The sequence below is a fragment of the Nicoliella sp. ESL1106 genome, from assembly GCF_058509965.1.
On record NZ_CP196340.1, the window covers coordinates 790,815 to 812,901 of the forward strand.

13 protein-coding genes, 20 tRNA genes and 3 rRNA genes are annotated in these 22,087 nt (G+C 38.8%); 34 read left to right on the top strand and 2 right to left on the bottom strand.

Translation table 11 applies throughout. The features are described 5' to 3' along the window. Positions 1-9: 9 nt before the first annotated feature. Positions 10-459 carry a flavodoxin gene (locus ACSVI6_RS03290; protein WP_491720946.1) on the bottom strand — a complete coding sequence of 150 codons (450 nt, stop codon included), beginning with the start codon at positions 457-459 and terminating at the stop codon, positions 10-12. Positions 460-536: 77 nt separating this feature from the next. Here ACSVI6_RS03290 and recX point away from each other — a divergent pair, with 77 nt between their 5' ends. The 4 genes from recX (at position 537) to ACSVI6_RS03310 (ending at position 4,647) form a co-directional block, all read left to right on the top strand. Then, on the top strand, positions 537-1,334 hold the full coding sequence (gene recX, locus ACSVI6_RS03295) for a recombination regulator RecX (RefSeq protein WP_491720462.1): 798 nt from the start codon (positions 537-539) through the stop codon (positions 1,332-1,334). Positions 1,335-1,350: 16 nt separating this feature from the next. Beyond that, on the top strand, positions 1,351-2,478 hold the full coding sequence (locus tag ACSVI6_RS03300) for an AI-2E family transporter (RefSeq protein ID WP_491716074.1): 1,128 nt from the start codon (positions 1,351-1,353) through the stop codon (positions 2,476-2,478). A 60-nt stretch (positions 2,479-2,538) separates the two neighbouring features. Then, positions 2,539-2,949: a glycerol-3-phosphate cytidylyltransferase gene (gene tagD / locus ACSVI6_RS03305; protein WP_491716075.1), complete on the top strand. Its 411-nt coding sequence runs from the start codon at positions 2,539-2,541 to the stop codon at positions 2,947-2,949. 120 nt (positions 2,950-3,069) lie between these two features. Beyond that, complete coding sequence (locus ACSVI6_RS03310) at positions 3,070-4,647, top strand: peptide chain release factor 3 (protein WP_491720463.1); 1,578 nt, start codon at positions 3,070-3,072, stop codon at positions 4,645-4,647. A gap of 42 nt (positions 4,648-4,689) precedes the next feature. Here ACSVI6_RS03310 and ACSVI6_RS03315 read toward each other — a convergent pair whose 3' ends face one another. Beyond that, positions 4,690-6,870, bottom strand: a complete 2,181-nt coding sequence (locus ACSVI6_RS03315) for an ATP-dependent Clp protease ATP-binding subunit (protein ID WP_491720464.1) — start codon at positions 6,868-6,870, stop codon at positions 4,690-4,692. Between the two features lie 184 nt (positions 6,871-7,054). Between ACSVI6_RS03315 and ykzS the strand changes: the two genes are divergently transcribed. The 30 genes from ykzS (at position 7,055) to ACSVI6_RS03465 (ending at position 22,061) form a co-directional block, all read left to right on the top strand. Then, complete coding sequence (ykzS, locus tag ACSVI6_RS03320) at positions 7,055-7,240, top strand: protein YkzS (RefSeq protein WP_491720465.1); 186 nt, start codon at positions 7,055-7,057, stop codon at positions 7,238-7,240. A 114-nt stretch (positions 7,241-7,354) separates the two neighbouring features. Then, a complete protein-coding gene (locus ACSVI6_RS03325) occupies positions 7,355-7,621 on the top strand; it encodes a phosphocarrier protein HPr (protein WP_491716080.1) in 267 nt (88 codons plus the stop codon). Between the two features lie 2 nt (positions 7,622-7,623). After that, a complete protein-coding gene (ptsP, locus tag ACSVI6_RS03330; protein ID WP_491716081.1) occupies positions 7,624-9,357 on the top strand; it encodes a phosphoenolpyruvate--protein phosphotransferase in 1,734 nt (577 codons plus the stop codon). 160 nt (positions 9,358-9,517) lie between these two features. Further along, on the top strand, positions 9,518-10,702 hold the full coding sequence (locus tag ACSVI6_RS03335) for a glycosyltransferase family 4 protein (protein WP_491720947.1): 1,185 nt from the start codon (positions 9,518-9,520) through the stop codon (positions 10,700-10,702). A 12-nt stretch (positions 10,703-10,714) separates the two neighbouring features. Further along, a complete protein-coding gene (locus ACSVI6_RS03340; RefSeq protein WP_491716082.1) occupies positions 10,715-11,737 on the top strand; it encodes a glycosyltransferase family 4 protein in 1,023 nt (340 codons plus the stop codon). 3 nt (positions 11,738-11,740) lie between these two features. After that, the gene (locus ACSVI6_RS03345; protein WP_491716083.1) at positions 11,741-12,778 is read left to right on the top strand and encodes a lysylphosphatidylglycerol synthase transmembrane domain-containing protein; all 1,038 of its coding nucleotides are present in this window, start codon (positions 11,741-11,743) and stop codon (positions 12,776-12,778) included. Between the two features lie 34 nt (positions 12,779-12,812). Further along, the gene (locus ACSVI6_RS03350; protein ID WP_491716084.1) at positions 12,813-14,876 is read left to right on the top strand and encodes an LTA synthase family protein; all 2,064 of its coding nucleotides are present in this window, start codon (positions 12,813-12,815) and stop codon (positions 14,874-14,876) included. A gap of 433 nt (positions 14,877-15,309) precedes the next feature. Next, a 16S ribosomal RNA gene (locus ACSVI6_RS03355) occupies positions 15,310-16,885 on the top strand. Between the two features lie 86 nt (positions 16,886-16,971). Next, positions 16,972-17,045 (top strand) — tRNA-Ile (locus ACSVI6_RS03360). 39 nt (positions 17,046-17,084) lie between these two features. Continuing rightward, positions 17,085-17,157 (top strand) — tRNA-Ala (locus ACSVI6_RS03365). A 177-nt stretch (positions 17,158-17,334) separates the two neighbouring features. Then, positions 17,335-20,250, top strand: a 23S ribosomal RNA gene (locus tag ACSVI6_RS03370). A gap of 71 nt (positions 20,251-20,321) precedes the next feature. Continuing rightward, positions 20,322-20,438: ribosomal RNA gene (gene rrf / locus ACSVI6_RS03375) — 5S ribosomal RNA — on the top strand. The 16S, 23S and 5S rRNA genes sit together here with 20 tRNA genes alongside, the layout of an rRNA operon. A 5-nt stretch (positions 20,439-20,443) precedes the next feature. Next, a tRNA-Val gene (locus ACSVI6_RS03380) sits at positions 20,444-20,516 on the top strand. Positions 20,517-20,568: 52 nt separating this feature from the next. Further along, positions 20,569-20,641, top strand: a tRNA-Thr gene (locus ACSVI6_RS03385). Positions 20,642-20,646: 5 nt separating this feature from the next. Continuing rightward, positions 20,647-20,718: transfer RNA gene (locus tag ACSVI6_RS03390), tRNA-Gly, on the top strand. An 18-nt stretch (positions 20,719-20,736) separates the two neighbouring features. After that, positions 20,737-20,822 (top strand) — tRNA-Leu (locus ACSVI6_RS03395). Positions 20,823-20,827: 5 nt separating this feature from the next. Continuing rightward, a tRNA-Arg gene (locus ACSVI6_RS03400) sits at positions 20,828-20,901 on the top strand. Positions 20,902-20,907: 6 nt separating this feature from the next. Further along, positions 20,908-20,981: transfer RNA gene (locus ACSVI6_RS03405), tRNA-Pro, on the top strand. Between the two features lie 33 nt (positions 20,982-21,014). Next, positions 21,015-21,088: transfer RNA gene (locus tag ACSVI6_RS03410), tRNA-Met, on the top strand. 9 nt (positions 21,089-21,097) lie between these two features. Beyond that, positions 21,098-21,171, top strand: a tRNA-Ile gene (locus ACSVI6_RS03415). Between the two features lie 28 nt (positions 21,172-21,199). Then, positions 21,200-21,287, top strand: a tRNA-Ser gene (locus ACSVI6_RS03420). Between the two features lie 10 nt (positions 21,288-21,297). After that, positions 21,298-21,371, top strand: a tRNA-Met gene (locus tag ACSVI6_RS03425). A 4-nt stretch (positions 21,372-21,375) separates the two neighbouring features. Continuing rightward, positions 21,376-21,449: transfer RNA gene (locus tag ACSVI6_RS03430), tRNA-Asp, on the top strand. 8 nt (positions 21,450-21,457) lie between these two features. Beyond that, positions 21,458-21,530 (top strand) — tRNA-Phe (locus ACSVI6_RS03435). A 23-nt stretch (positions 21,531-21,553) separates the two neighbouring features. Then, positions 21,554-21,624 (top strand) — tRNA-Gly (locus ACSVI6_RS03440). Between the two features lie 6 nt (positions 21,625-21,630). Next, a tRNA-Ile gene (locus ACSVI6_RS03445) sits at positions 21,631-21,704 on the top strand. 3 nt (positions 21,705-21,707) lie between these two features. Continuing rightward, positions 21,708-21,795 (top strand) — tRNA-Ser (locus tag ACSVI6_RS03450). 8 nt (positions 21,796-21,803) lie between these two features. Continuing rightward, positions 21,804-21,875: transfer RNA gene (locus ACSVI6_RS03455), tRNA-Glu, on the top strand. 34 nt (positions 21,876-21,909) lie between these two features. Next, positions 21,910-21,983: transfer RNA gene (locus tag ACSVI6_RS03460), tRNA-Met, on the top strand. A 4-nt stretch (positions 21,984-21,987) separates the two neighbouring features. Beyond that, a tRNA-Asp gene (locus ACSVI6_RS03465) sits at positions 21,988-22,061 on the top strand. Positions 22,062-22,087 lie beyond the last annotated feature (26 nt).

Genomic DNA, 22,087 nt, shown 5'->3' on the forward strand with positions numbered 1-22,087 from the left:
GACTTATGATTATTGATTAGCAGATTTGACTAGCTGGGCTGCAAAGTGATCAAGGATTTTGATATCATCACCCTCTGGTTCAAGATTGATTTTAACATTATCAGCCCCTTGTGTTGCATTTGCCTGTTTGAATGCATCACTAAATGAATCGACTGCGACGTTATAAAATTCCTCGTAGTATTCATCTCCTGATCCAGCGACTCCATAAACCTTGCCATTTAAGTCTAGTTCTTTTAAGTCGTCAAAAAAGTCGAGTCCTTCTTCTGGTAAGTGTCCTTCATCATAAGTATATGGGCAAACCACACAAATATCAGCTTTTAAAAATTCGGCAGCATCAGTTTGAGAAATTTCTGTTTCAATAACTTCAACCCCTAGGTCTTCAAGGCCCTCAGTGACGATGTCAGCAACATCTTCATTATTTCCGGTAATTGTAGCAAAAACAACGTGTGCTTTCATTATAATAATCTTTCCCTTCGTAAATTCTTAATTAAAATATTAGCGTATATTAGTATTAAAAACAATAGGAGGCCGCTTGAATGCAATCCAAAATTACTAAAATTACCGCCCAAAAAAGAAAGGGGCGTTTTAATGTTTTCATTGATGGTCACTATGCTTTTCCAGTTAGTGAAAATGTTTTAATTCAGTTTCAGCTGGTTAAGGATATGGAGATTGATGAGACGTTGGAAAAACGGCTCGTTGCAGCTGAACACGTTGATAAGATTTATCAAAAAGCAATTAATTATATTGCTAGTCAATTAAGGACAGAAAGTGAAGTTATCAATAAATTAGAGACTGAAACCGATGATTCAGATATAATAGAATTAGTTATTCAAAAATTAAAGGATAACTTACTTTTGAACGATCAAAACTATGCTAACAGCTATGTGCGCAGTGAGGTTCGGATTATGGATAAGGGGCCCGTTTCAATTATCCAACACCTAAAGCAAAAGGGGATTAGTGATGTTATCGCTCAAAGTGCGGTATCAAATTATTATTCATTTGAAGACCAATTAGCAAATGGCCTCCATCAAGCTCAAAAAATGTTTAAAAGATATCGAAACGATTCATTTAAACAGGCAATGATGAAACTAAAAAATGGTTTAGCTAGAAAGGGCTATTCATTTGATCTGATTAGTGAAATTATCCAAACTGCCAATTTTAAGCCTGATTTAGATAATCAATCTTTAGTATTAGAAAAACAATTTCAAAAGGTTTGTCATCGTTATCGAGGATTAAGTCCTCAAGATAAAAAATTTAAAATTAAGCAATTTTTATATCGAAAAGGATTTCAAATTGATGATATTGATAGATTAATTGATAATCAATTAAGTTAAAGGAGCACTATGAATTATGAATGACCACTTTAAAAGATCAAAAATATTATTTTGGTCATTAGAAATATTGATTGTAGTTGCAATTATTTATTTCTGTAATAAAATTAGCTTTATCTTTTCGCCAGTTGGAATTTTTATTTCCACTGTATTTGTTCCAATATTAGTTGCTGGTGCGCTATTCTACATGTTAAATCCAATTGTTGAACTATTAATGAAAATTCATTATAAACGGTTTAGGGTCAGTAGGACCATCGCAGTTTCAATTATTTTTATTGCCTTTTTAGGGGCTTTAATTTATATTGGAGTTTCCTTTATTCCACGAATTTTCACTCAGGTGACGACTTTATTTTATCATTTACCCGATGTAACTGACTCTACTGAAAAAACAATTGAAAATATTACTAACCATGGTTGGTTAAAGAATGTTGATGTAACCGATTATATTAATCAGTTCCAAAGTTATTTAACTAACTACACGCAAAATATTTTGGGTAGTGTTACAACCAGTTTAGGGAACGTCATTTCAATGGCTACTAGCGTAGTGATCGTGGTAATTACGGTTCCTGTAATCTTATTTTATATGTTAAAAGACGGTCATAAGCTAATGCCAACGATTAAAAAAATGATTCCAGAAGATCATCAAAAGCAAACGTTGGTGTTATTGGGGAAAATGAATGAAACGATTGCCCGTTATATTGGTGGTCAGATGATTGAATGTCTTTTTGTGGGCATTTTTACCTCATTAGGGTATGTATTTATTGGGCAAAAGTATGCTCTTTTATTAGGGGTATTTGCTGGGGTATGTAATATTATTCCATACGTTGGTCCCTATATTGGAATTTTACCATCCTTGTTAGTTGCCTTTTCATATGACGTTTCACAAGTTATTTATGTAATAATTGTCGTATTGATCGTCCAACAATTAGATGGGAACTTAGTTTATCCCAATGTAATTGGAAAGAGTTTACGAATTCATCCTCTTACAATTATTGTTATTTTATTGGCTGCTGGTAATATTTCTGGATTGGTCGGGATGATTTTAGCAATCCCACTATATGCGGTTGTTAAAGTAGTTGTCCAATATTTATATAATATTTGGTTAATTCAACACAATTATGAGGCTAAAAATGATTTAAAACCATAATATCAGTTATGAGTGTGATAGAATGAAATTATTAACATTAATTAGGAGAATAAGATTAATATGAAAAAAGTAATTACTTATGGAACCTTTGATTTATTACACAAGGGGCATGTTAGATTATTAAAACGAGCTCGTGAGCTAGGTGACTACTTAATGGTTGGCCTTTCTAGTGATGAATTCAATGCCGAAAAGGGAAAAAAGGCATATACGTCCTTTGAGGATCGTAAATATGTTTTAGAAGCAATTCGCTATGTCGATAAGGTAGTTCCTGAAAGTGGCTGGGATCAAAAAATCAAAGATGTTCAGGAAAACAACATCGATGTGTTTGTGATGGGTGATGACTGGAAGGGTAAATTTGATTTCTTGAAGGAATATTGTGAAGTTGTTTACCTACCAAGAACTGAAGGAATCTCAACATCAAAAATTAAAAAGGATCTTGGAATTAAAGATTCTGATAATTGGAAAGCTTAATGTCAAAAGTCTATCTTGATTATCTAGGTAGGCTTTTTATTTCTGATTGCTAATTATTTCTGATTGCTAAATTGAATTATGTTAAAATTAATTGATGATTAAACTAGAAGGGATAAATATATGGTTAATGCATTAAATAAGAATGTCTCAAAACGAAGAACATTCGCAATTATTTCTCATCCGGATGCCGGGAAGACGACGATTACTGAACAGCTTTTGTTATATGGTGGTATCGTTCGTGAAGCTGGAACGGTTAAAGGAAAGAAAAGTGGTAATTTTGCTAAGTCTGATTGGATGGAAATTGAACAAAAACGGGGAATTTCAGTTACTAGTTCAGTAATGCAATTTGATTATCAGGGAAAAAGAATTAATATCTTGGATACTCCTGGGCATGAGGATTTCTCTGAGGATACCTATCGGACCCTAATGGCTGTTGATTCAGCCGTCATGGTAATTGATGCTGCCAAGGGGATCGAAGCACAGACTAAGAAGCTATTTAAGATCTGTAAAATGCGGGGGATTCCTATTTTTACCTTTATGAATAAGATGGATCGTGATAGTCGCGATCCAATGGAATTGATCAGTCAACTAGAAGATGTATTGGGGATTGAAGGATACCCAATGAATTGGCCGATTGGTTCTGGAAAGGTACTAAGAGGATTATATGATCGTTATAACAAGCGGGTCGCTCTTTATCGGCCCGAAGAAGATTCTGAAAAGTATTTACCATTGAACGATGATGGTGATTTAATGGTTGATAGTGATTTGCCAGATGATGAAGTTTATCAAGATGCCAAGACGAATATGGATTTGATTCAAGAGGCTGGAAATCAATTTGATATTGATAAGATCAAAAATGGTGATCAAACACCAGTTTTCTTTGGTTCTGCATTGGCTAATTTTGGAGTTGAAACATTCTTAAATGCCTATCTAGATTTCGCTCCCAAACCTGGTGAACACGAAAACACTATTGATGATGAGGAAATTGAACCAGACAATAGTAATTTCTCTGGCTTTATTTTTAAAATTCAAGCTAATATGAATCCTAGACACCGAGATCGAATTGCATTTGTCCGTGTTTGTTCGGGAGAATTTGATCGGGGAATGGATGTTGTATTACAAAGGACCGATAAAAAACTACGGTTATCGAACGTGACCGAATTTGTAGCCAATACTCGTGAAAACGTTGATAAAGCGGTTGCTGGTGACATTATCGGCCTTTATGATACTGGTAACTTTCAAATTGGTGACACAATTTTTACTGGAAAACAAGCAATTAAATTTCCACCATTACCACAATTTACGCCAGAGCTATTCATGCGGGTTTCTGCCAAAAACGTGATGAAGCAAAAGTCATTTCATAAGGGGATTCATCAATTAGTCCAAGAAGGGGCGGTTCAGCTCTATACCACTTATTCAACTGGTGATTATATTCTAGGTGCGGTTGGACAACTTCAATTTGAAGTATTTCAATTTAGAATGCAAAATGAATATAATTCAGAAGTGGTTATGGAGCCACTTGGGCATAAAATAGCCCGTTGGATCAAGCCTGATCAATTAGATGAAAAAATGTCATCCTCAAGAAATATATTGGTAAGAGATACCCATGATCAGCCATTATTTTTATTTGAAAATAGTTTTGCTGAACGCTGGTTCCACGATAAATATCCTGATGTTGAATTAATGTCTAAATTATAATCAAAAAAATAGATGCTATCCCAAAGGAATAGCATCTATTTTTTATTTAGCAGGCTTTACAGTGATTTCTTGTTTTTTGTCCAACGTAGCTGTTAGGTCTCTTGCATCTTGATGATCAAGGTAAAAGTCTGCGACTTGATCTTCAATTTGTTCTTGGATTAATCTTCTAAGTGGCCTTGCCCCCATTGCAGGGTTATATGCTAAGTCGACAATTTTATCCCTTACGCCATCGCTTACGCTAATATGAATGTTTTGTTGGGCTAACATCTTATTCATATTATTAAGCATTAAGCTTACGATTTGCTTTAGGTCGTCTTTAGAAAGGGGATTAAATTCAACAATATCATCGAACCGATTTAGGAATTCAGGTTTAAAGTAGTCACCCAAGTGATTTAGTGCAGAGTGTGATTTTCCAGATGCGCTAGCACCGAAACCAACATTGGCCTCTACTTTACCAGTTCCAGCATTACTAGTCATAATGATTACGGTGTCCTTGAATGAAACGGTACGCCCTTGTGAATCAGTTAACCTTCCATCATCTAGGATTTGTAAAAATGCATGTAAAACATCTGGATGGGCCTTTTCAATTTCATCAAATAGAATTAAGCTATATGGATTCCTTCTAACTTTTTCAGTTAGTTGGCCGGATTCATTATAGCCCACATAACCAGGCGCAGAACCAATTAGTTTAGAAATTGAATATGGTTCTCGGTATTCAGACATGTCAAATCTAATCATTGAATCCTCAGAACCAAATAACTCTTTTGCAAGTTGCTTAGCTAATTCGGTTTTACCAACACCGGTCGTTCCAACGAATAGGAAGGAGCCAATTGGTCGACCAGTCCCATTAAATCCAATCCGATTTCTTTTAATTGCTTTAGCAACCGTTTCAACGGCTGCATCTTGACCAATAATGCCAGCCTTCAAATCAGCACCAAGGTTTTTTAATTGCTGTTGTTCTTTTGACTGAAGGTCGCCAACTGGGATATTTGTGATTTCTTCAACAATTTTTTGAATATCACGAACAGTGACCTCTGGACGTTCAGAATTGGTATTTTGATTATTATTCTTAGCCTCTTTAAATCTATTAGCTTCATCACGATAGTATGCAGCTTTTTCGTAGTCCTCTTGTTTTAGGGCCGCCTTTTTTTGTTCATCTGCATTTTTAATTTTCAGTTCAATTGTTTCTGGACTAGTAACATCAATTGTTAGATTCTTTCTTGATCCAGCTTCATCAATTAAATCGATGGCCTTATCAGGTAAGAATCTTCCTTGAATATATCGATCTGAGAGCTTTACAGCCGCCTTTAATGATTCTGCGGAATATTTAACGTGGTGATATGATTCATACTTATCCTTAATTCCCTCTAGGATTTTAACGGCTTCTTTTGGTTCGGGTTCTTGGACCATAACCGTTTGAAAACGTCTTGCCAATGCGGCATCTTTTTCAATGTTACGATATTCATTGAGCGTAGTTGCACCAATTAACTGAAATTCACCACGGGCTAATGCGGGCTTTAATACATTTCCTGCATCCATACCACCTTCGGCATTTCCTGCGCCCATAATTTCATGAATTTCATCAATGAATAAAATAATATTAGGGTTAGATTGGACTTCTTTAACTAGCGATTGCATCCGTTCTTCAAATTGTCCACGAAGGCTAGTTCCTTGGACGATTGAAACAATGTCTAAACTAATGATTTGCTTATCCTTTAATTTTTCAGGAACGTCGCCATTGGCAATCTTGATTGCTAAGCCCTCAACGACTGATGTTTTACCAACTCCAGCTTCCCCAATTAAAACGGGATTGTTCTTGGTTCTTCTATTAAGGATTTCAATGACACGCTTAGTTTCCTTGTCACGACCAATTGCAGGGTCATACTTGCCCTCTTTAGCTAGTTGGGTCATATTGATTCCAAATTTTGATAAAACGCCATCTTTATTTCCATTATTTCCATTATTACCGTTGTTACCATCATTACCATTGTTTTGTGGATTAGGATCAGGTTTATTGGCATCATTATTATTTTGCATTGAGCGGAAGATGTCGTTTAAATCTCCGAATCCAAATGGATCTTGTGCCATATTAGCGCCCCCATTTCCATCGTTTTGTAAAAGTTGATAGCAATTTTGACATAGGTCAACTTGCTGTCTATTGCCATTTCGATTTACATATAAGTGAATTGTTGCTTCATTTTTACGGCAGTTTTGACATAACATATTGCTACCCTCCATTGATTTGATTAGCCAGTTTGGTTTGACCTTTACTGACCATGTAGAGATATTATACAACTTAAACGGGACGATTCAAACAATTTGATTTTATAATAACTCATTTTTGAATTTTTGGAAATTCGGCTTTAGATTTAATATAATAGATGTATAAATTGAAGGGGTGGATAGGTTGACTAAGGATTACGGTGAATTGTTAAAGCAATTGAAAAATGGTGAAATTGATAAAATTGAAGTTGATTCAAAATCTTTTATGGCTTTTCAGTGTGCCTTTATGGATTTTGAGAGTCGTAAAAGGGTCGTTGGGACAGCCTCTTTAGATGGAAAAGTAGTTTATCGATTTGATTCTGACAAATGAAGTACTGGTTAGGGAACGTTTTAAGTTAAAGTACTTCAGATATGTTATAATGAAAAAAAGAGAATTACTTATTGTTTTTTAATCAAATAGTAATTTAAACAAGGAGGATGAATAATGGAACAACGTCAATTTAAAATTATTGCTGAAACTGGGATTCACGCCAGACCTGCGACATTATTGGTTCAAGCAGCAAGTAAATATGCTTCTGACATCAACTTAGAATATGATGGTAAAAAGGTAAATCTAAAATCTATCATGGGGGTAATGTCCCTTGGGGTTGGCCAAAATGCAGCAATTGTTATTACGGCTGATGGTGATGATGAAAAGGATGCTTTAGATGATATTGCTGCCACCCTTAAAAAAGAGGGTTTATCTGACTAAAAATGCACAAAATAGAAGGAATTTCTGCAAGCGAAGGAATCTCAATAGCGAAAGCCTATAAAATCGTTGAGCCTGATTTATCATTTCAAGACACTATCGTTAGTGATAAAAATGCGGAAATTAATAGACTGCATGATGCATTAAGAGCATCAATTAATGAATTATCAATCATTAAGGATGACATTGTTGATAACCTTGGTAAAAACGAAGGAATGGTATTTGAATCACATATTCAAATGCTTTCTGACCCAGAGTTCATTAGTTCAATCGAGCAATTGATTTTAGATCAGGGTATCTGTGCCGAAAAGGCATTGGATGTTACTGCTAATAATTTTATTCATTTATTCAAATCAAATGTTACGAATGTTTGGATGAAAGCCCAAATCAAGGAAAGAACTAGCGATGTGATTGATATTAAAAGGCGGGTTTTAAGTCATCTATTGAACGTTAAGCTTCCCGACCTATCATTGGTAGATCGTCCAGTGATTATCGTTGCAAAGGATATTACCCCAAGTGATATTGCACAGTTAAATGGAAAATATGTTAAGGGGATCGTTGCTGAATTTGGTGCTCAAACATCACATTCATCAATTATGGCACGAACGCTAAAATTGCCAATGATTTTAAGGGCTAAGGGTGCTATTAAGGAAATTCGTAATGATGATGAATTAATTGTAGATGGACTATCTGGAACCATTGTAATTAATCCCACCCGCTTGCAAATGATTGACTATCATGAACGGATCAAGGCTTTTAATATTGAGTTAAAAAAACTGCAAAACTTTAAAGCTAAAATCACCATGACAGAAGACGATCGACACCTAAGCATCGAAGCCAATGTTGGTAGTGATAAGGATTTAAAAGCGGTTACCGATTCATCAGCTGAAGGAATCGGCCTTTATCGAACTGAATTTCTGTTTTTAGGGCACGACAATGTTCCGACCGAAGAAGAGCAGTTTGAAAGCTATCGAAAAGCAGTTTTCCATATGAAGGGCTTACCGATTATTTTTCGGACCTTAGATATTGGAAACGATAAGCAAATCGGTGGTGTAGACTTAGATAAGGAAACTAATCCTGCTTTGGGTCTACGGGGGCTTAGAATTAGCCTAAGGTCTGAAAAAATGTTTCGGACCCAGTTGAGAGCCTTAATTCGGGCATCTGGTTATGGTGAGATATCAATTATTTTCCCAATGGTTTCAACCGTTGATGAGTATCGACGGGCGCGTGATATTTATGATGAAGAACGACTGGCAATGCAAAAAGACGGGCAGAATATGGGAGTTGTAAATTTAGGAGTAATGATTGAAGTCCCATCTGCCGCACTGCTTGCTGATGAGTTTGCTAAGGAAGTTGATGTAGTTAGCATTGGGACGAATGATTTAGTGCAGTATTTAATGGCTGCAGATCGACTCGATGAACGGGTTTCCAATCTATATCAACAGTTGAATCCCGCGGTTTTGAGAACGTTAAAATATGCAATTGATGCGTTTCATGCTGAGGGCAAATCAGTTTCCATCTGCGGAGAAATGGCATCAAGTCGATTAGCCATTCCATTGTTAGTAGGGATGGGGGTTGATAGTTTTTCAATGAATAGCGAATCAATTCTAAGGACTCGTAAACTAATTAGCCAAATTGATTCTAAATACGCTAAAAAAGTTGTAGATGACGTAATTAATAATGCTGCTACTTCTGAAGAAGTAATCGATAAGTTAAATCAATTCTTAGATAAAATTTAACAACGGCGATCATAAAACAGTGCTATTCCCTTTAATATGGGCAGTAGCGCTTTTTTATTAATCAATGGTTGTTTGCAAACTATCTGGCAAAACAATATAATACTAATGATATAGCGGTTTAGAAAAGCATACTCATTTTAATTGAAGGGAAGTGGATAAAATTAATATAGGGATATTTACTGATACCTATTTTCCACAAGTAAGTGGAGTAGCTACTTCTATCAAAACGCTTAAAAGTCAACTAGAAAAAGATGGACATCAGGTCTACATATTTACGACTACGGACCCACATGTTGATAAAAATACGTATGAACGGAATATATTTAGATTTTCTAGTATTCCTTTTATTTCTTTTTCTGATCGACGAATTGCAATTCGGGGGTTATTTCAAGCCTACCAAATTGCCAAAAAGCTAAATTTAGATATTATTCACACCCAAACTGAATTTTCAATGGGGGTTATTGGTAAGTTCGTTGCAAAAAATTTAAAAATCCCATGTCTTCATACCTATCACACGATGTATGAAGATTATTTACATTACGTTGCAAATGGAAAACTGTTGAAACCAATCCATGTTAAGGAAGCAACTTTAGCATTCTGTCATAAAATGACGGGGGTAGTTGCACCTAGTAAGCGGGTTTTGGATACCCTAACTGCTTATGGGGTTAAAAGTCCAATTAGAGTAATCCCAACTGGAATTGATGTTGCTAAATATGATCAACTTGACCACCAAAATCTGAGGGCTAAATTTGGTTTTACCAATTCAACCCCCGTCTTGTTATCAGTTAGTAGGTTGGCGTTCGAAAAAAACATTAACGAATTGATCGATTCAATGCCTAAAATCATTAAATTAAAACCAGATGTTAAGCTAGTAATTGTTGGTGATGGGCCTGCGAAAGAATCACTTGTAGAACAAGTAAACCAATTGAAGTTGAATGATAACGTTATTTTTGCTGGTGAAATTAATAACGATGACGTTAATCACTATTACCACATGGCCAATATATTTGTTTCGACATCTAACTCTGAATCGCAAGGACTAACTTACATTGAAGCAATGGCTGCTGGGGTAAAAGTAATTGTAGTTAAAAGTGCTTATACTGATGATCTATTAAATGATAAGTCATTGGGGATGACATTTTCTACAGAAGCTCAGTTCGTATCTGACGTTTATGAGTACCTAAGTCATCCTGATAAGTACAAGTTGGTATCGGATGAATTACGGAAACAAAAATTGAATAGCATTTCCGCTGAAAATTTTGAACATCAAATTGTGCAATTTTATCGTAACTCACAGTTAGAATATGAAGAAAATATCGACAATTCAGCTGAAATTGATTATTAAAGGATGAATAGAATGCTAAAAATTAATATGTTTTCAACTGCTGATAAAGTAAAAGGCCAAGGGGTTGGTAGTGCTTATGATGAACTAATCGCAATGCTTAAAACCTATTTTCCTAATGAATTTGATATTCGGATTAACCAATGGACACGTGCTGATATTAGCCACTACCATACTATTAATCCGACTTTTTATTTATCTACATTTTTATGGGGGCGCGGTCGTAAAATCGGTTATGTTCATTTTTTACCAGAAACCCTTGATGGAAGCCTTAAGATGCCAAAACCAATTAAATATTTATTCTATAAGTATGTAATTGCTTTTTATAAGCGGATGGACCATATTGTAGTTGTTAATCCAATGTTTATTGATAAATTAGCTAAATATGGAATTAGCAAGTCTAAAATTACTTATATTCCAAATTTTGTTAGTAAGGAAGAATTTTATCCGATTGAAAAGGAACAACAGTTAAAATTAAAAAAACAGTATGGGTTTGATCCAGATCAATTTATCGTTTTGGGAACCGGCCAGGTTCAAACAAGAAAGGGCATTCTAGATTTTGCTAAGTTGGCTGAAAAAAATCCACAAGTTCAATTTATTTGGGCTGGTGGCTTTTCATTCGGTCAAATTACTGATGGATACAAAGAATTGAAGCGAATTGTTGATAATCCACCACATAATTTAAAATTTCCTGGAATTGTTGATCGAAAAAAATTAGTTGATTTTTATAACTTATGTGACTTATTTTTATTACCTTCGTTTAATGAGCTTTTTCCAATGTCCGTTTTAGAAGCCTTCTCGTGTGGGAAACCAGTATTGTTGAGAAACCTGGATCTATATCGAGTGATTATTGATGGATACTATCAATCATTTAACGATTTTGATGAATTAAATCAACAGTTGAATCGATTGATTGGTAATGATACTGAGCTTATGAAAATGAGTGAACGCTCTTTGGAAGCATCTAAATATTATTCTGAAGATCACTTAGCTAAGATATGGGAATCATTTTATATTGAACAATCTAAAAGGGAGTAGTGTATGACAAGAAGAAATTTTTTATCACTAATGGGGATGTTTCTGATTGGAATCCTAATCTTTTGGTATTTTATAAGGGATGTTAACCTAAAATTATTAGTAGCTGATTTCTTTAACATCAATTGGTTTTGGATGGTAATTGCAACCCTCTGTATGTTCGCTTATTTCGGATTTGAATCATGGATTACGCATACCTTAGTCAAAGATCAAGGTGAAAGCCATTTTACGTTTAAAGATGCAGTTAGAATCCCTTTAGTAGAACAATTATTTAATGGGATTACACCATTTTCTTCTGGTGGTCAACCAGCCCAATTGGTTGTGATGATTCAAACTGGAATTGATGGTGGTAGAGCGAGTTCTGTTCTTTTGATGAAGTTTGTTGTCTATCAAGCAATGATTGTTGTTAATTTCATATTTAGTTTGTTGATCGGATTTCATTACATTGCTGAAAAATTACAATATTTATCGTTATTTGTATTGTTTGGGTTTATAATTCATTTGGTAGTAATCATTGTACTGCTAATGATAATGTATTGGCATGGCTTTACTAAGCGGTTTGTTAATACAATTATGAAACCGTTAAAGTTTTTTGTTAATTCTGAACGTTACGAAAAATGGCAATTAACGCTTAATCAGAAAATCGATAATTTTTATCAAGAAAGCGTTCGGATTGCTAAGCGGTGGAAATTATTATTTAAAATTGCATTGATTACATTTTTTCAATTATTACTTTACTATTTAGTTCCATATTTCATTATGCTTTCCTTGGGATATGATCAAGCGAATATTGTTATGATAGTTAGTTTACATGTTTTAATTGTTATGATTATTTCGCTATTTCCAATTCCAGGTGGTGCTGGTGGTGCCGAATATAGTTTTGAAATGCTGTTCAAAAGTTACATTGTTAACAGTAGTAAATTGGTATTAGCGTTAATTTTATGGCGCATTTTAACGTATTACCTTGGATTAATTTTGGGGGCAATTGCGTTATTTATTAAACCTGATAAGGTAAATGAAATTGGTTCCAAGAATGGTAAATAATATATTTATAACAATTTAGTGGGGGCACTATACAATGTCTAGTCATATGAAAAAAGGAAATCGATTCCTAAACTCTAGGTTGGGTTTCTTTATCCTAGTATTATTTTTATTTTGGGCGAAAACTTATTTCGCTTATCAAGCTGAATTCACTTTGGGAGCAAAGGGATCTCTTCAGCAATTTTTATTGGTTGTGAATCCTTTACCTGCAGGAATCTTACTTTTTGGGATTGCATTGTACTTTAGGGGCAGGTTAGCATATTGGTTAATGTTGATTATGGATTTGATCCAATCAATTTGGCTGTTTGCTAATATTGTTTATTATCGTGAATTTTCTGACTTTTTAACGTTTGGGATTATTAAGGGATCAGGAGATGTTCAAAATAACTTAGGGAAGAGTTTAGCTGAAATTATTCATCCAATTGATTTCGTTGTCTTTTTGGATGTAATTATTTTAGTGCTCTTACTTTCTTTTAAGATTATTCGAATTGATAAGCGGCCCTTTAAGATTCGTAATGCATTTGCAGTTACTGTATTGTCGCTAGTTTTGATGTTTGGTGAGTATAGCATTGCGAATGCAGACCGTTCTGGTTTATTAACTCGTTCTTTTGATAATAATTATATTGTTAAGTACTTAGGGATGAACGAGTATGCTGCATTTAATGCTTATCAGACGCATAAGGAGAGTCAAACTAGAGCAAAAGCTAAGCCTAGTGATTTAGATAGCGTCTTGAAATACCTTAAGCATAATCGAGCAAAGGCTAATATTGATTACTTTGGGAAGGAAAAGGGGAAAAATGTATTTATTATTCACCTAGAAAGTTTCCAACAGTTTTTAATTGACTATAAAGTCGATGGTAAGGAAGTTACTCCAAATTTAAACAAGTTCTATCATGGAGAACATACAATTTCATTTGATAACTTTTATCATCAAGTAGCTCAAGGAAAGACTTCAGATGCTGAAATGATGCTGGAAAACTCTTTATTTGGGTTACCACAAGGTTCAGCAATGGTTACCTATGGAACTCAAAATACATTCCAAGCAGCTCCTGCAATTTTAGATCAACATGGTTATACAACTGCCGCAATGCATGGGGATGTTCCAAGTTTTTGGAATCGTGAAAATACCTATAAGTCTTGGGGATACCAATATTTCTTTGATTCAAACTACTTTAAGGAAAAACCATCATACAGTGTTGGCTATGGTTTAAAGGATAAAATCTTCTTTAAGGATGCTGCTAACTATATTCAACAGTTACCGCAACCATTCTATGCTAAATTGATTACTTTAACTAATCACTATCCATATATCCTTGATAAGCAAAACCAGGACTTCCCAGCAACTAAGACTGGTGATAATACTGTTGACCCTTATGTTCAGACTGCTCACTATTTAGACCAAGCATTTGGTGAATTTATGAACTATTTAACAAAGACTGGCTTATTAAAGAATAGTATTGTTGTCGCATATGGTGATCACTATGGAATTTCAAATAATCATCGGCCTGCAATTGCTCAATTACTAAAGAAAAAGAGCGTCGATAGTTATGATCTTGCTCAATTCCAAAAGGTTCCATTTATGATTTATGGAGACAATTTAGAGGGTAAGATTGATCATACTTATGGTGGTGAAATTGATGTATTGCCAACAATCTTACATCTATTAGGTATTAAGGATAATAAGACGATTCAGTTTGGACAGGATTTGTTGTCTAAAAAGCGTAAGCAAATCGTTGCATTTAGGGATGGTGACTTCATTACTCCTAAATATACCGTTGTTAGTGGTAGTGTCTATCTTACTAAGACTGGTAAGAAAATTAATCCAGATACAAAGCAAAAGAAACGAATTCAAGCAGATCAAAACCATGTTAATACTGAATTATCCTTATCTGATAAGGTTATTTTAGGTGACTTATTACGTTTTTATGATCTGAAGGACTTTAAGAAAGTTAACAGAAGTGATTATAATTATAAACCGAGTGCTGGACTTGCTAGCCTTAAGGAACGCAATAGCAAAGAACACACTAGCTTAATGGATGAAAATGGCGGTAAATCAACTATGAATGACTATAAAACAGATGCTCCTGAATTAAAAAAGTAAATTAGTTTAAAAAAGTAGTTGTCAAATTTAATATATTAGTGTAATATAAGAATCATCGTTTTGATAAGTTATCAATTCGGTGATTCTTATTTGTTTAACGACTTAAAATAATAAAAAAAGTTGTTGACAAACATTTGATGGTTTGATAATATATTAAACGTTGTCAAATAAGCAACTGATGTAAGTTCTAATTATGACTTTCATCAGTTGAAAAATTCCTAAAAAAGTTCTTGACATTAATATTAGCATTATGATAATATTAAGAAGTTGCTTTATTGGAATCAACGAAAGTAGATCTTTGAAAACTGAACAAAATTATGACAAAAAATGTGTAAGGAACTTCATTTTAAATGAAGTACAAAAAACTTATGCGAAGTCAATTCGCTTTAAAAGTAACAAATATTAAGAAGAGCTAACGTTAAGCTTTTCATCATAAGATGAGAGTTTGATCCTGGCTCAGGACGAACGTTGGCGGCGTGCCTAATACATGCAAGTCGAACGAACTTCTGTTAATGATAGTTGATGCTTGCATTAACTTGACTTAACATCGAAGTGAGTGGCGAACTGGTGAGTAACACGTAGGTAACTTGCCCTAAAGCGGGGGATAACATTTGGAAACAAGTGCTAATACCGCATAACAACAAAAACCGCATGGTTTTTGTTTGAAAGATGCGTTTGCATCACTTTAGGATGGACCTGCGGCGTATTAGCTTGTTGGTAGGGTAATGGCCTACCAAGGCAATGATACGTAGCCGACCTGAGAGGGTAATCGGCCACAATGGGACTGAGACACGGCCCATACTCCTACGGGAGGCAGCAGTAGGGAATCTTCCACAATGGACGCAAGTCTGATGGAGCAACGCCGCGTGAGTGAAGAAGGGTTTCGGCTCGTAAAACTCTGTTGTTAAAGAAGAACAAGTTTGATAGGAAATGATCAAGCTTTGACGGTATTTAACCAGAAAGTCACGGCTAACTACGTGCCAGCAGCCGCGGTAATACGTAGGTGGCAAACGTTGTCCGGATTTATTGGGCGTAAAGCGAGCGCAGGCGGTTTTTTAAGTCTGATGTGAAAGCCTTCGGCTTAACCGGAGAAGTGCATCGGAAACTGAGAAACTTGAGTGCAGAAGAGGACAGTGGAACTCCATGTGTAGCGGTGAAATGCGTAGATATATGGAAGAACACCAGTGGCGAAGGCGGCTGTCTGGTCTGTAACTGACGCTGAGGCTCGAAAGCATGGGTAGCAAACAGGATTAGATACCCTGGTAGTCCATGCCGTAAACGATGAATGCTAGGTGTTAGAGGGTTTCCGCCCTTTAGTGCCGCAGCTAACGCATTAAGCATTCCGCCTGGGGAGTACGACCGCAAGGTTGAAACTCAAAGGAATTGACGGGGACCCGCACAAGTGGTGGAGCATGTGGTTTAATTCGATGCTACGCGAAGAACCTTACCAGGCCTTGACATCTCCTGCAAAGCTAAGAGATTAGCCGTTCCCTTCGGGGACAGGATGACAGGTGGTGCATGGTTGTCGTCAGCTCGTGTCGTGAGATGTTGGGTTAAGTCCCGCAACGAGCGCAACCCCTATTATTAGTTGCCAGCATTCAGTTGGGCACTCTAGTGAGACTGCCGGTGACAAACCGGAGGAAGGTGGGGACGACGTCAAATCATCATGCCCCTTATGGCCTGGGCTACACACGTGCTACAATGGACGGTACAACGAGTTGCGAAACCGCGAGGTCAAGCTAATCTCTTAAAGCCGTTCTCAGTTCGGATTGCAGGCTGCAACTCGCCTGCATGAAGTTGGAATCACTAGTAATCGTGGATCAGCATGCCACGGTGAATACGTTCCCGGGTCTTGTACACACCGCCCGTCACACCATGAGAGTTAGTAATACCCAAAGTCGGTGCAGTAACCTCTTTTGAGGAGCTAGCCGCCTAAGGTAGGACTGATGATTAGGGTGAAGTCGTAACAAGGTAGCCGTAGGAGAACCTGCGGCTGGATCACCTCCTTTCTAAGGAATAATTCGGAACTTTACACAGTCATAGTTTTGTTTAGTTTTGAGAGGTCTACTCTCAAACTATGGAACCACGCTTCTTTGGGCCTATAGCTCAGTTGGTGAGAGCGCACGCCTGATAAGCGTGAGGTCGATGGTTCGAGTCCATTTAGGCCCATTATTAATCACTTGTTGATTGATTTAATTTAAATGGTATGGGGAATTAGCTCAGCTGGGAGAGCACCTGCTTTGCAAGCAGGAGGTCAGCGGTTCGATCCCGCTATTCTCCATTGACACGTAAGTGTCATAATACTTGGTTCTTTGAAAACTAGATAATATTTTAATTTTTCCAAATTATTGAATTGTATTAAATACAATTTCAACCGAGAACACCGCGTTATTTTGAGTTTTTTAAATTAGTTTTATTCGTATTTACTCAATTAACCAAATACCACTAAGTGGTAATAGGTTAAGTTATTAAGGGCGCATGGTGGATGCCTTGGTACTAGGAGCCGATGAAGGACGGGACTAACGCCGATATGCTTCGGGGAGCTGTACGTAAGCTTTGATCCGGAGATTTCCGAATGGGGAAACCCAATAAATTTAATCGTTTATTATTCAATGACGAATTCATACTCATTGAAAGGCAGACGTGGGGAACTGAAACATCTAAGTACCCACAGGAAGAGAAAGAAAATTCGATTCCCTCAGTAGCGGCGAGCGAACGGGGAACAGCCCAAACCATCGAGTTTACTCGGTGGGGTTGTAGGACTGAACATTTGAGTTACCAAAGAATTAGATAGTCGAAAGATCTGGGAAGTTCTGCGACACAAGGTGATAGCCCTGTAGACGAAATCTAATTCCCTCAGTTCAGGATCCTGAGTACGGCAATACACGTGAAACATTGCCGGAATCCGGGAGGACCATCTCCCAAGGCTAAATACTCCCTAGTGACCGATAGTGAACCAGTACCGTGAGGGAAAGGTGAAAAGCACCCCGGAAGGGGAGTGAAATAGTTCCTGAAACCATGTGCCTACAAGCAGTTAGAGCCCGTTAATGGGTGATAGCGTGCCTCTTGCAGAATGAACCGGCGAGTTATGATAACATGCAAGGTTAAGATGAAAAGTCGGAGCCGTAGCGAAAGCGAGTCTGAATAGGGCGATATAGTATGTTGTGATAGACCCGAAACCAGGTGATCTACCCATGTCCAGGCTGAAAGTGTGGTAAAACACACCGGAGGGCCGAACCCGTGTACGTTGAAAAGTGCTGGGATGAGGTGTGGGTAGCGGTGAAATTCCAAACGAACTTGGAGATAGCTGGTTCTCTCCGAAATAGCTTTAGGGTTAGCCTTGGAGTCGAGAATCATGGAGGTAGAGCACTGTTTGGGTGAGGGGCCCGTCTTGGGTTACTAAATTCAGATAAACTCCGAATGCCATTGATTTATATCCAGGAGTCAGACGATGAGTGATAAGATCCACCGTCGAAAGGGGAACAGCCCAGACCACCAATTAAGGTCCCTAAATATATGCTGAGTGGAAAAGGATGTGGAGTTGCATAGACAACTAGGATGTTGGCTCAGAAGCAGCCACCATTTAAAGAGTGCGTAATAGCTCACTAGTCGAGTGATTCTGCGCCGAAAATTTACCGGGGCTAAGCATATTACCGAGATTGTGGACGCAACTTATGTTGCGTGATAGGAGAGCGTTCTAAGGGCAATGAAGCCAGACCGTAAGGACTGGTGGAGCGCTTAGAAGTGAGAATGTCGGTATGAGTAGCGAAAGATCAGTGAGAATCTGATCCACCGAATGACTAAGGTTTCCTGGGGAAGGCTCGTCCTCCCAGGGTTAGTCGGGACCTAAGCCGAGGCCGAGAGGCGTAGGCGATGGATAACAGGTTGAGATTCCTGTACTAGTTAACTATGTTTGACCGATGGAAGGACGTAGGAGGCTAAACGTAGCATCCTGTTGGATATGGATGTTCAAGCACTAAGTCAGGTATTGAGTCAAATGCTTAATACCGCGTTGACAAGGTGTGATGAGGACCGAAATTTAGTAGGGAAGTCGTTGATGTCACACTACCGAGAAAAGTTTCTAGTTAGTAGTTAACTACCCGTACCGCAAACCGACACAGGTAGTCGAGGAGAGAATCCTAAGGTGAGCGAGTGAACTCTCGTTAAGGAACTCGGCAAAATGACCCCGTAACTTCGGGAGAAGGGGTGCTGCACTATGTGCAGCCGCAGTGAAAAAGCTCAGGCGACTGTTTATCAAAAACACAGGTTTCTGCAAAATCGTAAGATGAAGTATAGGGGCTGACGCCTGCCCGGTGCTGGAAGGTTAAGTGGATGAGTTAGCTTCGGCGAAGCCCAGAAACGAAGCCCCAGTAAACGGCGGCCGTAACTATAACGGTCCTAAGGTAGCGAAATTCCTTGTCGGGTAAGTTCCGACCCGCACGAAAGGCGTAACGATCTGAGCACTGTCTCAACGAGAGACTCGGTGAAATTGAGATACCTGTGAAGAAGCAGGTTACCCGCGACAGGACGGAAAGACCCCATGGAGCTTTACTGTAACTTGATATTGGGTGTTTGTATAGCTTGTACAGGATAGGTAGGAGCCATAGAAGTCGGGACGCTAGTCTCGATGGAGGCATTGGTGGGATACTACCCTCGCTGTATGAACACTCTAACCCGCACCACTGATCGTGGTGGGAGACAGTGTCTGGTTGGCAGTTTGACTGGGGCGGTCGCCTCCTAAACAGTAACGGAGGCGCCCAAAGGTTCCCTCAGAATGGTTGGAAATCATTCGACGAGTGTAAAGGCAGAAGGGAGCTTGACTGCGAGACATACAGGTCGAGCAGGGACGAAAGTCGGGCTTAGTGATCCGGTGGTACCGTATGGAAGGGCCATCGCTCAACGGATAAAAGCTACCCTGGGGATAACAGGCTTATCTCCCCCAAGAGTTCACATCGACGGGGAGGTTTGGCACCTCGATGTCGGCTCATCGCATCCTGGGGCTGTAGTTGGTCCCAAGGGTTGGGCTGTTCGCCCATTAAAGCGGTACGCGAGCTGGGTTCAGAACGTCGTGAGACAGTTCGGTCCCTATCCGTCGCGGGCGTAGGAAATTTGAGAGGAGCTGCTCTTAGTACGAGAGGACCGGAGTGGACATACCGCTGGTGTACCAGTTGTGCCGCCAGGCGCATCGCTGGGTAGCTATGTATGGATGAGATAAACGCTGAAAGCATCTAAGTGTGAAACCCACCTCGAGATGAGATTTCCCATTCCTTTATGGAAGTAAGACCCCTGAAAGATGATCAGGTAGATAGGCTGGAAGTGGAAGTGCAGTGATGCATGGAGCGGACCAGTACTAATTGGTCGAGGACTTAACCAAGTAAGGTTGTTCTCATGGAAGAATAAGATATTATCTAGTTTTGAGAGAACGAAGTTCTCACAGATAAATAGTGTGGTGATGATGGCCAGAAGGATACACCTGTTCCCATGTCGAACACAGAAGTTAAGCTTTTGAACGCCAAAAGTAGTTGGGGGATCGCCCCCTGCAAGGATAGGACGTTGCCACGCTTTATGGAGGATTAGCTCAGTTGGGAGAGCATCTGCCTTACAAGCAGGAGGTCACAGGTTCGAGCCCTGTATCCTCCATTCATGAAAATAATCATGTTTGGATTTATAAATATTTTTTAAAGGCTTTTATGCCGACTTAGCTCAGTTGGCAGAGCATCTGTCTTGTAAACAGGGGGTCGGAGGTTCGAATCCTCTAGTCGGCATTGCTGCGGAAGTAGTTCAGTGGTAGAACATCACCTTGCCATGGTGGGGGTCGCGGGTTCGAATCCCGTCTTCCGCTTTGCCAATTCATTATTATGCCGGGGTGGCGGAATTGGCAGACGCACAGGACTTAAAATCCTGCGGTTAGTGATAACCGTACCGGTTCGATCCCGGTCCTCGGCACTTTTGCACCCATAGCGCAACTGGATAGAGTGTCTGACTACGAATCAGAAGGTTGTAGGTTCGACTCCTACTGGGTGCATATATTCGGGAAGTAGCTCAGCTTGGTAGAGCACTTGGTTTGGGACCAAGGGGTCGCAGGTTCGAATCCTGTCTTCCCGATTGAATAAAATTTCAATAGTTTTATTTATAGATCGCGGTGTAGCTCAGCTGGCTAGAGCGTCCGGTTCATACCCGGGAGGTCGAGGGTTCGATTCCCCCTGCCGCGATAGTGACTTGGACCTTTAGCTCAGTTGGTTAGAGCCGACGGCTCATAACCGTCTGGTCGTAGGTTCGAGTCCTACAAGGTCCATTAAGACCTTTAGTTTTAACTTCAATATGGAGGATTACCCAAGTGGCTGAAGGGGGCGGTCTTGAAAACCGCTAGGCGTGTCAAAGCGCGCGAGGGTTCGAATCCCTCATCCTCCTTTTTTATTATCGCGGGATGGAGCAGTTCGGTAGCTCGTCGGGCTCATAACCCGAAGGTCGTTGGTTCAAATCCAGCTCCCGCAATTATGGTCCGTTGGTCCAGTTGGTTATGACGCCGCCCTGTCACGGCGGAGATCACGAGTTCGAGTCTCGTACGGACCGTTCCATATGGCTCGGTAGCTCAGTTGGTAGAGCAACGGATTGAAGCTCCGTGTGTCGGCAGTTCGATTCTGTCCCGCGCCATTTAAAATTAAATACCATATTATGCGGGTATAGTTTAGTGGTAAAACCATAGCCTTCCAAGCTATTGTCGCGAGTTCGATTCTCGTTACCCGCTTTATATGGGCCTATAGCTCAGTTGGTGAGAGCGCACGCCTGATAAGCGTGAGGTCGATGGTTCGAGTCCATTTAGGCCCATATGGAGAAGTACTCAAGTGGCTGAAGAGGTGCCCCTGCTAAGGGTATAGGTCGCGCAAGCGGCGCGAGAGTTCGAATCTCTCCTTCTCCATTTTATATGACCCGTTGGTCAAGTGGTTAAGACACTGCCCTTTCACGGCAGTAACATGGGTTCGAATCCCGTACGGGTCATTTTATATGACGACTAAAAATAAAATAATATTATCGCGGGATGGAGCAGTTCGGTAGCTCGTCGGGCTCATAACCCGAAGGTCGTTGGTTCAAATCCAGCTCCCGCAATTATGGTCCGTTGGTCCAGTTGGTTATGACGCCGCCCTGTCACGGCGGAGATCACGAGTTCGAGTCTCGTACGGACCGTCATAAATAAAAGAGGATATCTTAGT

Excerpts from the sequence above, each read along its gene's own strand:
- recX (WP_491720462.1), top strand. The coding sequence starts at position 537 with ATGCAATCCAAAATTACTAAAATTACCGCCCAAAAAAGAAAGGGGCGT.
- ACSVI6_RS03300 (WP_491716074.1), top strand. The coding sequence starts at position 1,351 with ATGAATGACCACTTTAAAAGATCAAAAATATTATTTTGGTCATTAGAA.
- tagD (WP_491716075.1), top strand. The coding sequence starts at position 2,539 with ATGAAAAAAGTAATTACTTATGGAACCTTTGATTTATTACACAAGGGG.
- ACSVI6_RS03310 (WP_491720463.1), top strand. The coding sequence starts at position 3,070 with ATGGTTAATGCATTAAATAAGAATGTCTCAAAACGAAGAACATTCGCA.
- ACSVI6_RS03315 (WP_491720464.1), bottom strand. The coding sequence starts at position 6,870 with ATGTTATGTCAAAACTGCCGTAAAAATGAAGCAACAATTCACTTATAT.
- ACSVI6_RS03325 (WP_491716080.1), top strand. The coding sequence starts at position 7,355 with ATGGAACAACGTCAATTTAAAATTATTGCTGAAACTGGGATTCACGCC.
- ptsP (WP_491716081.1), top strand. The coding sequence starts at position 7,624 with ATGCACAAAATAGAAGGAATTTCTGCAAGCGAAGGAATCTCAATAGCG.
- ACSVI6_RS03340 (WP_491716082.1), top strand. The coding sequence starts at position 10,715 with ATGCTAAAAATTAATATGTTTTCAACTGCTGATAAAGTAAAAGGCCAA.
- ACSVI6_RS03345 (WP_491716083.1), top strand. The coding sequence starts at position 11,741 with ATGACAAGAAGAAATTTTTTATCACTAATGGGGATGTTTCTGATTGGA.
- ACSVI6_RS03350 (WP_491716084.1), top strand. The coding sequence starts at position 12,813 with ATGTCTAGTCATATGAAAAAAGGAAATCGATTCCTAAACTCTAGGTTG.